The sequence below is a fragment of the Streptomyces hiroshimensis genome, assembly GCF_014650335.1.
GTDB classification, from domain to species: Bacteria; Actinomycetota; Actinomycetes; order Streptomycetales; family Streptomycetaceae; genus Streptomyces; species Streptomyces hiroshimensis.
In genome coordinates this window covers 111,330-125,262 of record NZ_BMUT01000006.1, presented here as the reverse complement: position 1 = coordinate 125,262, position 13,933 = coordinate 111,330, and the positions used below count along the sequence as shown (strand labels likewise).

The following is a 13,933-nucleotide window of genomic DNA, read 5'->3' as shown; positions in this document are numbered from 1 at the left end:
GGTGCAGCCAACGATCGCCGTGGGTACGACCAACGGCCGCCATTGGTGCGCCCAACGGTCGCTGTCGGTGCACCCAACGGTCACCGTTGGCGCGCCCAATGACCGGGAGCCGATGCCGCCGCCGTCACCGACACTCGCCCGGCGTCACCTCGGCGCGGTCGGTTCGGCGTCCCGCGCGGGCGCCGGGCGCTCCGGCGTGCGCCGCCCCGCCCGCAGGAAGCACACCGTGATCGCCGCCCCGGCCACCGACAGCCCGGCCGAGAGCACGAAGCTCCACCCGTAGCCGAGCGCTCCCGCGACCGTCCCGCTGATGAACCCGGACACCGTGATCCCCAGGTCCCAGAAGGAGATCATGACGCCCACCGCCGCACCCTGCTGCCCTTGCGGGGAGCGGCCGACGATGACGGCGATCATGGCCGGATAGAGCAGGGCGACGCCCGCGCCCGTGACCGCCGTGCCGAGCAGGGCCCCGACGACGTCGGCCCGGCAGCCGAGGATCAGCAGTCCGCAGGCTTCGGCGACCGCGGCCACGACGAAGGCCGGGACGCCGCCGAGCCGGTCGACCATGGGGCTGCCGACGGCCCGGGCGACCAGGAAGGCGACGGCGAAGACCGCGAGCGCGGCCTGGCCGCCGCCGATGTGCGCGTGCTGGAGGTACAGGAGCAGGACGGTGCTGATCGCGCCGTACCCGTAGCTGGTGAGCAGGTAGGCGAGGCCGGGGAGCCGTGAGCCGCGGGGAAGGAGGGCTCCGCGGGCGGGGGCGGCGGGTTGCCGGGGCGGGTTGCGCGTGGAGATCGCCAGGGCCATTCCGACGAGGGGCAGGAGCGTGACGGCGCCCCAGACGGCGGAGTCGCCGTGCCAGGCGTGCAGCAGCCCGGCCAGGACCGGCCCGGCCGACAGGCCGCCCCACATGGACAGCCCGAACCATCCGGCCACCCGCGCCCTGCGGCCGTCCGCGCTGCCGCGCATGACCCAGGAGACGGCCGAGGTGAACAGGATGCCCTCTCCCGCCCCGAGCAGGAGCCGCGCCAGCACCAGGACGGGGAGGCTGGGCGACCACAGGTGCCCGAGCCCGCCGAGCGCGCCGCAGGCGGCGCCCAGCACGACGGTCCGGCGGGGCTGCCCGGCGTCCACGGCCCGCCCGGCGAAGGGCCGGCAGACGGCGGCGGCGAGCGAGGCGATGCCCACGACGGCGGCCACCGCCCAGGGGACGGCGTGGAAGCGGTCCTCGGTGAAGGACGGCAAGGTCTGCAAGGTCGCGCCCAGGGAGAGGTAACCGCAGAAGGCGGCCAGCCAGAGGCGTACGACCGGCGCCTCTTGAGCCGGCTTCCGGGACTCTTCGGCGGGGGCAGGGGCGGGGGCGGACACGGCGGCGGCTCCCTCGCGGACCCGGAGGTCCGGGGTCGGGCACGGGCACGGGCCGGACGCGGCGCGGCTAGGACGCGCACGGTGTGCCCGGCGTACCCGGCAGGAAGTTCTTCTCGATCGCTGCGAGCGTGCGGAACTGGCTCAGCTCCATCGTCTCCACCGGGAGATCCCGGCCGGTCACGGATTCGAGGAGCATGACGAACTCCATGAAGCTGAGAGAGTCGATCAGCCGGTTCTCGATCAGATCGGTGTCGGGCGGGATCTCGCCCACGGTGGGGTTCTTCTCAGCGAGCCAGGCACGGATGGGGTCCAATGGATGCGGCATGCACTCTACTCCCCTCGATCGGCGGAGGGTTGCCCGTCCGCGCCCTTCTGCGCGACGAGCACCGTCGACGCCCCCTGTGCCACCTGGTGCACCACGGGTTCGGTGAAACCCGCGTCCTGCAGCAGCCGGGCGGCCTCACCGACGGTGTAACTGCGGCCCCCGCCCCACAAGGTGAACGCGGAGAGGTTGTGCAGCGTGGTGAACGACGGCCGGGTGCGGGTCTCGTCGAGGAAGTAGCCGTTCACGACGACCTTGCCTCCCGCGCGCAGGGCCCGGTGCGCCCGGGCGACGATGGACTCGCCCGCCTCGCGGCTCTCCTGGTGCAGGACGTTGGACAGCAGGACGGCGGAGACGCCCGCGCCGAAGGGGTCCGCCAGATAGTCGCCGGGTGCCACGGCGATCCGGTCGGCCAGCCCCGCCTCCGCCACGGTGCTCTCGGCGAGCGGGACGACGCTCGCCAGCTCCAGGATCCGCACGGTGACGTCCGGGTGACGGCGGCACAGGGCGATGGCATACGTACCCGCGCCGCCGCCGACGTCGGTGACCCGCGCCCCGGCGGGCAGGTCGACGTGTTCCGCCACCTCGTCCGCGATCCTGCGGGCGTACTCGTGCATGCCGAGCACGAAATCGGCCACGTAGCGCGGGTCCTGCCACAGCCGGGCCTCGCGCCCTTCTGCCGGCTGCCCGGTGCGGACGACCTCGGCCAGGTCGTTCCAGGGCCGGGACCAGCGGCCCATGACGCGCACCCAGCGGGCCAGGCTCTCCGGGGACTCCTCGCACAGCAGCCGCAGGGCGAGATCCGTATCGGCGTACTCCTCTCCGTCCTTGGCGAGGAGCTTGAGGGCGACACCGGCGTTCAGCAGCCCCTCGGCGGCGAGGGGGTGGGTGCCGCTGCGCCGGGCCACCTCCTGTGCGGGCAACGGCTTTTCGGCCAGGAGTTCGAAGATGCCGAGTTCGGTCAGGGTGTAGAGCACCTGCGCCTGCCAGGCCCCCAGAGCCATCTGGGTCACATGTGCGGCACCGAAATCCATCCGGGCTCCCTTCACGGTCCGTACTGGTCGGACTCTTCACGCTGTTCACGCTGTTCACGCTGTTCGCCCTGTTCGCCCTGTTCGTACTGGCGGCGGAATTCGGTGACGATCGCCGCCGCCGTGGCACCGCTGTGCACCCGGTCGACGGACTCCCCGCAGTACATGGCCATTTCCTCGATCCGACCGGTGCAGTGCCGGGTGGGAGCGGCGGCGCTGTAGCGGGGAATCGGGTGCCGTCGGCCGTGGTGTTCCGCGGTGGAGATGAAGGCCTCCGGCAGACCGGGGCCCGCGTCGGTCACGGCGGTGCGCAGGACGCGGTGGCGCCGGCCGGGCCAGCCGACGCGATAGAGGCCGGTGACGACGGTCTCGGCGGAGGTGGCGCGCAGCACCCGTTCCTTGAACACCCGGTGCGCGTCGGACTCGTGGGCCGGTACGAAAAGCGTGCCGCACAGGGCCCCGTCGGTGCCCCGCGCCTCGGCCGCGGCGAGGTCGCGCCCGTCGCCGATGCCGCCCGCCGTGACGAGCGGGAGGTGCGGACGGCTGCGGCGTACGCCCTCCAGCAGTTCGTCCGCCTCCTGGTCGCCGAGCAGGTGCCCGCCTGCGCTTCTGTTCTGCAGGACGACCACGTCGGCTCCCTGGTCGGCCGCCCTGCCGGCATCGTCCGGGCTGCCCACCTGGACGACCACCGGGCGGGCGGCGGTGCGGCCTACGCGGCCCATGTGGCCCACGCGGCGCAGCAGTGCCAGGCAGCGCGGTCCGGGAAGGCCGAAGAAGGTGAGGAAGGCGCGCTCCGGCAGTGCATCGAGGGCGGCGCGCAGCTGTTCCTCGGCACGGGCGTCGCCGACGACCTCCGGGATGATGTTGATGCCGAATGCCCTGCCGGTGCGCTGCCGTACGCGTTCGACCAGCGCGGGGATGTGCTCGGGCAGTTCCTTGTAGAGCGCCAGGCAGCCTCCGGCTCCGGCTTCCGACACGGCCGCTGCCAGCTCGGGCCCGGCCACCCCGCCCATGCCCGCCTGCAGCAGCGGGACGTCGATGCCCAGGGCGTCGCACAGGCGCGGGCTCACCCCCGGCCGTCCGCGGCGGGGGTGCCCGTGGCGGGGGCGCCCACGACGGAGGTGCCCATGGCGGAGGCCGCGTCCTCCACCGCCTCACGGGCCCGGTCGATATCGCCCGCGTGGCGGTCGGAGAGCGCGTGCACCCACCTTTCCAGCCCGAATGCGGCGCAGCCGGTGAACGCCGGTTTGCCGGCGAAGGTGATGCCGCACCGCTCCCCGAAGAAGTTGAGGTGGTAATTCGTCGAGGCCACGGCCGTGCCGTCGTGGTACGTGAACTCCTCCTTCACCGGCTCCAGCGCCTGGAAGAAAAGACGGGCGTCGTCCTGCCTGCGGAAGAACGGGTCGGACGCCTGTTCCTTCACGAGTCCGAGGCCCAGGCGCCGGGAGAAGTCGTGAATCCGCTGCCGGAAGGCGGCGAGGTGACCCCGTACGTCCTCGGCCCCGCCGATGCAGATCACCTCGCGCATACGGAAGGCGCCGAGCCGTTGCAGGCCGTGGTATTCCTCCTCGGCCCGGTGGCAGGTCGCCACCGTGGTGACCTGCAGCGGGACCGGCAGCTCCGCACCGGAGAAATGCAGATAGGCGCCGTAACAGGCCGCGGACGGCAGGAGATGACCGATCTCGGCGAGGTCGCCCGGCCGTACCGTCGTCACCTCGGACTGCTCGGCATACCCGGCCCGGCGGTCGGGCTCCAGGCGCCCCACGGCGGAGACCAGGTGAGGGAAGTTGCGGAAGTAGTCGAGCCTGCTGAGGTCGGCCACCGCCAGCAGCGGCGGGAATTCCATGGCCCTGGCTCCCGCCCCCGTACCCCAGGAGGCGAAAACGGCGTCGAGCGCGTGCAGCAATGCGGTGGCCTCGTGTCCCAGGGTCGCCAGGCCGTCCTTGACGACCCAGGGCATGCCGGCCTTCGTGGTCACAGGAATGTCCTCCTCGGCCAGAGGTGGTGCGTGGGGGGGGGCGGGCGCGTACGCGGTATGCGGGGACGCGGGTATCCGGGCAGCCGGACTCCGGGCAGTCGGGAATCCGGGTAGGCGGGAATCCGGTGCCCGTCAGCAGTCGGCGAGAATTCCGGTGCGCCGGAGGAAGGAGTTCGTCCTGCTCAGAAGCCGGCGGTGCGCCTCCTGCCGCGCGGGATCGGCGAGCAGCCGGCTGCGCAGCGCGAAGCCGTCGGGAATGCCTGCATCCCGGTAGCAGGCGGGGTTGTAGAAGTTCTCGACGCTGGTCGCGATGTACCGCCGGAGGTACGCCCGCAGGGCGTCCAGCTGCTCCGCAGGCCTCTCCGATTCCTCCAGCGAGCGCCACAGCAATTCCACGATCCTGCTGCCGCAGGCGATGTGCCGGGACTCGTCCTGGTGGTGGACGCGGTTCACCGCGCGGATGGTCGGCGCGAGATCCTCGTCCGCGGCCATCCGCATGTTGTAGTAGTCGACGATCTGCTCGAAGATGAGGATCCGCGCGAAGACCAGGAAGTCCGCCACCGCGGGGTCGCTTCCGCTCCCGCCGGTCGCCTGTCCCAGATCCAGGCTCCGGTCCGGATAGATCTTCCCGCCGTAGTTGAGACAGAAACGGGCGAAGAACCACATGTGCTCGTTCTCCTCACCGATGAAATGGTGGAAGAACTCCGAGGTCGGCTCGAAACCCGGCCGGTGGATACGGCGCGTGACCTCGATCAGCAGTTCCCGGATCCCATGGACGTTGAGGCTGTAGAAGTTGATGCTCTCCCAGCGGCTGAGCGCGCACAACTGCTCCCCGGACAGGGACTCTCCGTACGGCGTGCCCTGGACGGAGAGCAGGTCCGGCGACATCCACAGACGGTCCGACGGCAGGGATTCGGGCCAGTCGAAGGTCCGGTAGGGGTTGTAGTAGTCGGCGGCGGCTTTTTCCGACAGACGGTCCAGCAGTTCACGAAGCTCCGGCGTGTCCAGAGCCCGCGTGAGCACACTCACAGGATCTCCTTCTCGGCTTCTCGACTCCTCGGCGATGTCCGATGTCCGGGTCCGATGTCCGGTGCCCGGATATTCGGCGCGCAACGCGTCGTCAGTGGCGCTGCGTTCTCTGCGCTGCCTGTGTGTTGTGTATGTGTGCGTTGCCCGGACGGGCCGATGCCGGGCCGCATCACGGGGCACACGGTGGGGGGTGTAAGAGGCGCCGGTTCTCCGGCGCCGACGGCATGGCGTTCTGCCAGAATCCCAGCGTCCGCTTGAGGGATGCAACACCTGTTTCCCGCCATTCGCAGCGGGCGAGGCGGCTTCACCCCTCCACGGGCGAACTCTCCACGCGTACGCCTATCTGCGCAGCGAACGCCGGAGCAAGATCCAGGAGTTGGGACGGGCTGATCACCGCACCCGACAGGTGCTCGATGCCGCGGGCGACGTCGAGCTCCGTCACCGCCCGCAGATCCACATCCTTCATCCGGGCCCCCGTGAAGTCGGCGCGGCGCAGCGCACAGTCACGGAAGACGACGCGCTCCAGCTTCGCCCCGCCGAAGTCCGCCTCGGAGAGCACGACGCTCTCGAAGGTGACGTCCTTCAGCGCCGCGCCGCGCAGATTCAGATAGTCGATCTTGCCGCCGCGGAAGACGACCCGCTCCAGCGCCGCGCCGTGCAGCTGCGTCCCGCCGAGCCGGGCGTCGCGGATCTCCACATCCCGAAGGCCCGCCTTCGACAGGTCCGTGCCCACGCCGCGGACGCCGTCCAGCACGCAGTCCGTGAAGCGGGCCGCCACCAGCTCCGTCCCGTCCAGCCCACAGGCGTACAGCCCGCAGTCCAGGAAGCGGGCGCCTATCCCCGACTGCCCCGCGAGATCGGCCTCCGTGAACGCGAGGCCGTCGTAGTCCCCCTCCGGCTCCAGCTCCGCGCCGCCGTACGGCCGCAGCCCGGGCAGCCGCACCTCCGGGACCTTCACCACGGGACGCTTCGTACCGCCCCGCTTCCTGTCGTGCGTCGTCATGCGACCACCGTGGCACACGCCACTGACATCCCGTCCCGACAGGCGCCCGTCACCCGGCAGGCCTACGCTGGATTGCGGCTTCTACGCGCCCTGCGCCGCCATGCGCTACATGCCACGCGCCACGCGTTACGTGCCACGCGTTACGTGCCACGCGTTACGCGCGCAGACACGCGTACCCGCCGCACGCCACGGCCGCGAGAGCAGGTCCCATGAGCTCGACGAACACGGGCCCCATACCCCCCGCAACCGCCGCGACCACACCCGCGTCCGAACCCGACCCCCGCCGCTGGTGGGGCCTGGTCGTCATCGCCGTCGCCCAGCTGATGGTCGTCCTCGACGCGACCATCGTGAACATCGCCCTGCCGTCCGCACAGCGTGACCTCCACATGTCGGACGGCAACCGGCAATGGGTGATCACCGCCTACACCCTGGCCTTCGGCGGCCTCCTGCTGCTCGGCGGCCGCATCGCCGACCTCGTCGGCCGCAAGCTGACCTTCATGACCGGCCTCGTCGGCTTCGCCGCCGCGTCCGCCCTCGGCGGCGCCGCCCACACCTCCGGCCTGCTGTTCATCGCCCGGGCCCTCCAGGGCGCCTTCGGCGCGCTCCTGGCCCCCTCCGCGCTCTCCCTCCTCACCACCACCTTCACCGTCGGCAGGGAACGCGCGAAAGCCTTCGGCATCTACGGCGCCATCGCCGGCGGCGGCGCCGCCATCGGCCTGATCGCGGGCGGCCTGATCACCGAATACCTCGACTGGCGCTGGTGCCTCTACGTGAACGTGCCCATCGCCCTGATCGCACTGCTCGGCGCCCTGGTCTTCCTCCACGACGACCGGCGCCGGCGCGGGGAACGGCCCCGCCTGGACATCCCCGGGGTCCTGCTGGGCTGCAGCGGCCTCGTCGCCATCGTCTACGCCTGCAGCGAGGCCCAGCCGCGCGGCTGGGACGACCCGCTCGTCCTCGGGCTGCTGAGCGGCGGCACGGCCCTCCTGGGCGCCTTCGCCTGGTGGCAGAGCCGCGCCCCGCACCCCCTGCTGCCCCTGCACATCGTCCGCGACCGCAACCGCGCCGGAGCCTTCCTGGTGATGGGCCTGGCCGTCATCGCCATGTTCGGCATGTTCCTGTTCATGACCTACTACCTGCAGGTCGTCCTCGGCTACTCCCCCGTCAAGACCGGTCTCGCCTTCCTCCCGATGACCGCGGCCATCGTCGTCAGCTCCACCCAGATCTCCGCACGCCTCATGACCCACGTGCCCCCGCGCGCCCTGATGGTGCCCGGCACGCTCTTCGCCGCCGGAGGGCTGTTCCTGCTGACCTTCCTGCCCGTCGAGCCCGCGTACGTCAGCCACGTCCTGCCCGCCGAACTGCTCGTCGGCCTCGGCATGGGCCTGATCTTCATGCCCGTCATGGCCACCGCCACCGCCGGCGTCGCCCCGCACGACTCCGGCGTCACCTCCGCCACGGTCAACACCGCTCAGCAGGTGGGCGGCTCCATCGGCACCGCACTCCTCAACACCATCGCCACGTCCACCAGCGCCACCTACATCACCGCGCACCTGAAGACCGCAGCCGCCGGCGGGATCCTCACCCCCGCCACCCGGGCCGGCGTGATCAAGACCGGCATCGTCCACGGCTTCCGGATCGCCATCGGGTGGGGGGCGGGCATCATGCTCCTCGCCGGCGTCACCGGCTGGATCCTGGTCACCGCCCGCGCGCCCGGACAATCGCACCCTGCCGGCGACGCCGAGGCCGCTCCCGAAGACACGCGAGCCGCAAGGGAAGCCGAGGAACGGCACCACATGCGCGAACCCGAATCCGAACCCGAATCCGGAGACGGATGACGGACGGCGGATGACGGACCGCGGATGACGGACCGCGCCGCCTTTCAGGCCACCACCCGCATCCCGTGCGACGTATTGTTCAGCCGCCGGCCGCCCGATTCCGTGCACACCACAATGTCCTCGATGCGCACCCCGAAGCGCCCCGGAAGATAAATCCCCGGCTCGATCGAGAAGCACATCCCCGGTACCAGCGGCAGATGTTCGCCCTCCACCAGGTACGGCGGCTCATGCGTCGTCACCCCGATCCCGTGGCCCGTACGGTGAATGAAATATTCCCCATAGCCCGCGGCACGGATGACCTGACGCGCCACCCGGTCGATTTCCTGACACGCCACGCCCGGCCGCACCGCCTCGAACGCCGCCTGCTGCGCCTCGCGCACCACATCGTGCACCTTGTGCTCCTCGGCCGTCGGCTCGCCCACATGCACCGTACGCGTGGTGTCCGAGCCGTAACCGTCCTTCAGGCCGCCGAAGTCCATGACGACCATGTCGCCCAAGGCAATGACGCGGTCGCCCGCCTCGTGATGCGGATTAGCGCCGTTCGGACCCGACCCGACAATCGTGAAATCAACCTGGCTATGGCCGTGTTCACGCAGCAGCCGCGCCAGGTCCGCCGCCACCTCGCTCTCCCGCCGCCCCGCGAACCGCAGCCCCACGACCTGCTCGTACGTCGCATCCGCCGCTGCGCCCGCAGCCGCGAGCCGGTCCACCTCGTAGGCGTCCTTCACCGCCCGCAACATCGGCATGACTTCGGTGAACGCCCCGTACGACACGCCCGGGCAAGCGCGTTGCAGCGCCAGCACATGCAGCGCCCAGGCGTTGTCGGAGACGCCGTAGCGGCCCTTGGGGTCGAGCAGCGGGGCCAGGGCCGCGTACGGATCCTGGCCGTCGCTCCAGCCGGTGACGGACAAGAAGTGGGCCGCCGGGGCCTTTTCGGCATCCGGCCGCTCCAAGGAGGGCACCAGCAGCTGCGGCCGGGCGCCGGGTGAGATCAGCAGGGCGGTCAACCGCTCGGTCATGGGCGGGCGGTAGCCCGTCAGCCAGTCCAAGTCCGGGCCCGGTGTGACGATCAGACCGGCCAGGCCGGAGTCTGCGGCCGCCACTGCGGCACGTTCCAGACGGCCGGCATAGGCCGGACCGCCCTTCGGTCCACCGGGCGTGGTCGGGGAGGAGGCGCCAGCATCGCTCATGGGGGCAGAGTAATCCGGACGAAGGCGGTCGGCGACGTGATTCTCTACCTCACGGGTGATGCTCCCTCATCCGGCCGGATGAGAGAGACCCCGACCCAGGACCGATTTCCCAGCGATTCCGTTGTGGGGACAATTCAGGGATGTCTAGCGTGTGCATCCCGGTGTGCACGCCTGTGTTCTTCACGTCCGTGCGCACGCCCGTGTTCATGCCTGTAGTTCGCGCTGCGGTTTCCTGCTGCAGTTCATGCTCGCCTAGCTAGGAGCACCATGTTCCGACGAGTCGGGCGGTTCGCCGTCCACCGACCTTGGCTCACCATCGCCGGCTGGATCATCGCCGCGGTGGCCCTCAGCCTGCTGGCCCCCGGGCTGAAGTCCACGACCGATGAAACGGAATTCCTTCCTTCACATTATGAATCCGTACAGGCGGGCAAGCTCCAGGAAAAGGCCTTTCCCAAGACCGAACAGCCCTCCGCCATCGTCGTCTTCCAGCGCTCCGACGGCGGAAAGCTCACCGCCGCCGACCGCGCCGACGTCGCCAAGGTGACCAGCGGGCTGAACGACAAGCACCGCAAGGGCGTCGCCCGCATCGAGACGAACCCCCAGGCCGTCTCCCCCAACGGCGAGATCGCCCTGGCCAACCTCATCGCCGTCAACAAGAACGCGCAGGACCAGACCCTGCCCAACGCCGTCAAGGATCTGCGTCAGGACGCCAAGGGCCTGCTGGACGGCACCCACTTGAAGGCCGGCTTCACCGGCCAGGCCGCCACCAACCTGGACGCCCAGGAGTCCTCCGGCGACACCGACTCGATGATCATGTCGGCCACGCTCCTGCTGATCATCATCCTGCTGCTGGTCATCTTCCGCAGCCCGCTGATAGCGCTGATGCCCGTCCTCATCATCGCGCTCGTCTTCGCCGTCGCCCTCGGCCTCATCGGCACCGCCGCCGAACTCGGCGGGCTCAAGGCCGACAACTCCATCTCCGCCATCCTCATCGTCGTCCTCTTCGGCGTCGGCACCGACTACATCCTCTTCCTCCTCTTCCGCTACCGCGAAGAGCTGCGCGCCGGGCAGCAGCCCAAGGAAGCCCTCACCAACGCCGTCGCCCGCGTCGGCGAGACCATCGCCTCCGCGGCAGGCGCCGTCATCGTCGCCTTCCTCGCCCTCCTGCTGTCCACCATGGGCATGATGCGGGCCATGGGCCCCTCGCTCGCCATCGCCGTCGGCGTGACCCTGGTGGCCGCCCTCACCCTCGTACCGGCCGTCTTCTCCCTCCTCGGCACCAAGGCCTTCTGGCCCTCCAAGGCCTGGAAGAAGCGCCCCCGCAACCGCCTCTCCAACGGCCTCGGCGCGCTCGTCGCCCGCCGCCCCGCCGCCATCGCCACGCTCTCCGCCGCCGTCCTGGCCGTCCTCGCCATCGGCACCTTCAGCTTCAAGGCCGAATTCGACACCGACAGCCAGCTCCCGCAGAAGCTCGAATCCGTCCAGGCCATGAAGGACCTCCAGCGCGGCTTCTCCGCCGGCCAGTCCGACCCCGCCATGGTCTACGTCGAGTCACCCGGCGGCACCGCCCTCGACAAGGGCGCCCTCGGCACGTACAAGAAGGAACTCGCCGGGGTCAACGGCGTCGGCGCGGTCTCCGACCCCGTCGTGAGCCCCGACGGCACCGTCGCCCAGTACAGCGTCGTCCTCAAGTACCGCCCCACCGAGGACAAGGCCATCGAGCTCGCCGGCGGCACCCTGCGCGACACCGCTCACAAGGCCGCACCCGACGGCAGCAAGGCCTACGTCGGCGGTACGTCGGCCGTCCTCGCCGACGTGGAGAACGCCGTCAGCCACGACTACAAGCTCGTCTTCCCCATCGCCGGCCTCGCGATCATGATCATCCTGGGCCTGCTGCTCCGCAGCATCGTCGCCCCGCTCTACCTGATGGTCTCCGTCGCCCTGGGCTTCGGTGCCACGCTCGGCTCCACGGTCTGGCTCTTCCAGGACCTCCAGCACAAGAACGGCCTGCTGTTCATGCTGCCGGTCATCGTCTACCTCTTCGTCGTCGCCATCGGCACCGACTACAACATCCTCATGGTCGCCCGGCTGCGCGAGGAGGTCCGGCGCGGCGTCCCCGCCCGCGAGGCGATCCACACCGCCGTCGCCCGCTCGGCACCCACCATCGCCTCCGCCGCGATCATCCTCGCCGGCACCTTCGGCGTCCTCCTGCTGGCCGACAACTCGATGCTCCAGCAGATGGGCTTCGCGGTCGCCTTCGGCATCCTGCTCACGGCCTTCGTGATGGCCATGCTCCTCGTCCCGACCATCACGTCCCTCCTGGGCCACAAGGCCTGGTGGCCCGGCCACCAGGACGCCCCGCGCCCGGACCCGGCGACGGAAGCCCTTCCGTACGGGGAGCCGGGGCGGCAGCTGGGCGCGGGCGAGGAGGTCCGTCGCTGAGGCGTTAGCTGTACGCAAGCGCAAACGACAACGGCCCTCCGCGATCTCTCACGGAGGGCCGTTGGTGCGCTGACCTGCGCTTTCTTGAGCCGCCTGTCGGAATCGAACCGACGACCGTTCCATTACAAGTGGAGCGCTCTGCCAACTGAGCTAAGGCGGCGTGACGTGCGCGAACACTGCCCGCGAACGCGGCACCACTCTACACAGCGGCCCGTTCGGCCATCCACAGGCTTGTTACCCGGACCACTGCAAGCCATCGGTGACCTTTTCGAATAGGAGTCGTTGAGACTGGTGTGCTGGTCCAATCGCCGGCACAGGGGGAGGGGTGATGAAGAGCCGCGCCAAGGAAGCGGGGCCGCGCGAGCGCACCTACCGCTACCGCTTCTATCCGACCGACGCCCAGGCCGAGCAACTGTCCAAGACCTTCGGCGCGTGCCGCTGGGTCTACAACCAGGGCCTCGACCTGCGGAACCAAAGCTGGGAACAGCACCGGATCTCGATCGGGTACGCGGAGACATGCCGGGCGCTGACGGGCTGGCGGCGGGCGGAGGAGACGTCGTGGTTACGGGAGGTGTCGTCGGCCGTGCTGCAGCAGTCGTTACGGCATCTGGATACGGCGTTCTCCCGGTTCTTCCGGGGCGGGGCGCGCCATCCGAAACGGAAGAAGAAGGGCCGGGCGAAGGACTCAGCGACGTACGTCCGTACCGGGTTCCGGTGGTTCGAGGACCCGGAGCGCCTCGGCACCGGGCTGATCCATCTGGCCAAGCAGACAGAGCCGCTGGATGTGCGCTGGTCGCGCGCTCTGCCCGCCGGGACCCTTCCCGTCAAGGTGACGGCGACGCGCGACCGGGCGGGACGCTATTTCCTCCTCGTTCTGGTGGAGGAGTGCATAGCCCCTTTACCTCCGGCCGTGACGCCCACATCGAAGGCCGTCGGACTCGATCTGGGCATAGCCCACCTGGTCACGCTCGACGACGGCAGCAAGATCGCCCACCCTCGCCTCCTGCGCCGCTACCGGGCTCGCCTTGCCGCACTGCAAAGGCAGTTGCACCGCAAGAAGAAGGGATCGAGTAACAGGAACAAGGTCAGGCTGGCGATAGCCCGGCTGTATACGCGCATAAGTGACGTCCGCAAGGACATGCTCGACCAGCTCACCACCCGCCTCGTGCGCGAGAACCAAGTGCTCGTGGTGGAAGATCTGGATATCGCGGGCATGAAGCGTGACCGGTCCGGCATGCAGGCCCGTAAGAGGGCCCGGCTCAATGAGGCGATCTCGGACGGCGGGTGGGGAGAACTGCTGCGGCAGCTCACCTACAAGGCGGAATGGTACGGCCGCACACTCGTCATCGTGGACCGCCACTTCCCGTCCACCCAGCGCTGCTCCGCCTGCCACACCATCAGTGGGCCGAAGGGCTTGTCCGAGCGCGTCTGGACCTGCGCCATGTGCGGTGCGGAACATGATCGGGACGTGAATGCGGCGGTCAACCTCCGCGAGGAGGGACTGCGGCTGTACGAGCTGGTGGCAGGGGAGCTACCAGCGGGCAAGGCGCCGCCTCCAATGATCCGGGCTGCCGAATTCGCTGGATACGCGACGGCGGCATAAGCGGACGATGCCATACGGACCGGCGGGCCGTCGGCCGTAAGCCTGTGGAGCCTGTGCAAGACCAAACGAGGGCCAGGACTACCTGGCCTGACGCTGGCAACGGGCGCAGCCCGCCCCACCGGGCGGAGG

General features: G+C 70.1%; 11 protein-coding genes and 1 tRNA gene. 3 read left to right on the top strand and 9 right to left on the bottom strand.

Annotation, left to right across the window (positions count from 1 at the left end; genetic code table 11):
* Positions 1-144: 144 nt before the first annotated feature.
* The 7 genes from IE241_RS15575 to IE241_RS15545 form a co-directional block, all read right to left on the bottom strand.
* The gene (locus IE241_RS15575) at positions 145-1,368 is read right to left on the bottom strand and encodes an MFS transporter (protein WP_190022328.1); all 1,224 of its coding nucleotides are present in this window, start codon (positions 1,366-1,368) and stop codon (positions 145-147) included.
* Between the two features lie 67 nt (positions 1,369-1,435).
* Positions 1,436-1,693, bottom strand: a complete 258-nt coding sequence (locus tag IE241_RS15570; protein ID WP_190022327.1) for an acyl carrier protein — start codon at positions 1,691-1,693, stop codon at positions 1,436-1,438.
* A gap of 5 nt (positions 1,694-1,698) precedes the next feature.
* Positions 1,699-2,694 (bottom strand): methyltransferase, encoded by a 996-nt coding sequence (locus IE241_RS15565; RefSeq protein ID WP_229899361.1) that lies wholly within the window; start codon positions 2,692-2,694, stop codon positions 1,699-1,701.
* A 41-nt stretch (positions 2,695-2,735) separates the two neighbouring features.
* Positions 2,736-3,791 (bottom strand): NAD(P)H-dependent flavin oxidoreductase, encoded by a 1,056-nt coding sequence (locus IE241_RS15560; protein ID WP_190022325.1) that lies wholly within the window; start codon positions 3,789-3,791, stop codon positions 2,736-2,738.
* Entirely contained in the window at positions 3,788-4,699 is a 912-nt protein-coding gene (locus IE241_RS15555) for a class-II aminoacyl-tRNA synthetase family protein (RefSeq protein WP_190022324.1), read from the bottom strand. The genes IE241_RS15560 and IE241_RS15555 overlap by 4 nt, the downstream gene beginning before the upstream one ends.
* A 132-nt stretch (positions 4,700-4,831) precedes the next feature.
* Positions 4,832-5,728, bottom strand: coding sequence for a diiron oxygenase (locus IE241_RS15550; protein WP_308433696.1), 897 nt, complete (start codon positions 5,726-5,728; stop codon positions 4,832-4,834).
* A gap of 304 nt (positions 5,729-6,032) precedes the next feature.
* Entirely contained in the window at positions 6,033-6,731 is a 699-nt protein-coding gene (locus IE241_RS15545) for a pentapeptide repeat-containing protein (protein WP_190022323.1), read from the bottom strand.
* 209 nt (positions 6,732-6,940) lie between these two features.
* Between IE241_RS15545 and IE241_RS15540 the strand changes: the two genes are divergently transcribed.
* Entirely contained in the window at positions 6,941-8,569 is a 1,629-nt protein-coding gene (locus IE241_RS15540) for an MFS transporter (protein ID WP_190022322.1), read from the top strand.
* Positions 8,570-8,613: 44 nt separating this feature from the next.
* Here the strand turns inward: IE241_RS15540 and IE241_RS15535 are convergent, their stop codons facing one another.
* Positions 8,614-9,759 (bottom strand): aminopeptidase P family protein, encoded by a 1,146-nt coding sequence (locus IE241_RS15535; RefSeq protein WP_190022321.1) that lies wholly within the window; start codon positions 9,757-9,759, stop codon positions 8,614-8,616.
* Positions 9,760-10,026: 267 nt separating this feature from the next.
* Between IE241_RS15535 and IE241_RS15530 the strand changes: the two genes are divergently transcribed.
* Positions 10,027-12,201 carry an MMPL family transporter gene (locus IE241_RS15530; RefSeq protein ID WP_190022320.1) on the top strand — a complete coding sequence of 725 codons (2,175 nt, stop codon included), beginning with the start codon at positions 10,027-10,029 and terminating at the stop codon, positions 12,199-12,201.
* A gap of 87 nt (positions 12,202-12,288) precedes the next feature.
* Here IE241_RS15530 and IE241_RS15525 read toward each other — a convergent pair.
* Positions 12,289-12,361 (bottom strand) — tRNA-Thr (locus tag IE241_RS15525).
* A 168-nt stretch (positions 12,362-12,529) separates the two neighbouring features.
* Here IE241_RS15525 and IE241_RS15520 point away from each other — a divergent pair.
* Entirely contained in the window at positions 12,530-13,804 is a 1,275-nt protein-coding gene (locus tag IE241_RS15520; protein ID WP_229899295.1) for an RNA-guided endonuclease InsQ/TnpB family protein, read from the top strand.
* Positions 13,805-13,933 lie beyond the last annotated feature (129 nt).

Bases quoted from the DNA above. Each gene is read 5' to 3' on its own strand.
- IE241_RS15570 (WP_190022327.1), bottom strand. From the start codon at position 1,693: ATGCCGCATCCATTGGACCCCATCCGTGCCTGGCTCGCTGAGAAGAAC.
- IE241_RS15540 (WP_190022322.1), top strand. From the start codon at position 6,941: ATGAGCTCGACGAACACGGGCCCCATACCCCCCGCAACCGCCGCGACC.
- IE241_RS15520 (WP_229899295.1), top strand. From the start codon at position 12,530: ATGAAGAGCCGCGCCAAGGAAGCGGGGCCGCGCGAGCGCACCTACCGC.
- IE241_RS15535 (WP_190022321.1), bottom strand. From the start codon at position 9,759: ATGAGCGATGCTGGCGCCTCCTCCCCGACCACGCCCGGTGGACCGAAG.
- IE241_RS15545 (WP_190022323.1), bottom strand. From the start codon at position 6,731: ATGACGACGCACGACAGGAAGCGGGGCGGTACGAAGCGTCCCGTGGTG.
- IE241_RS15565 (WP_229899361.1), bottom strand. From the start codon at position 2,694: ATGGCTCTGGGGGCCTGGCAGGCGCAGGTGCTCTACACCCTGACCGAA.
- IE241_RS15530 (WP_190022320.1), top strand. From the start codon at position 10,027: ATGTTCCGACGAGTCGGGCGGTTCGCCGTCCACCGACCTTGGCTCACC.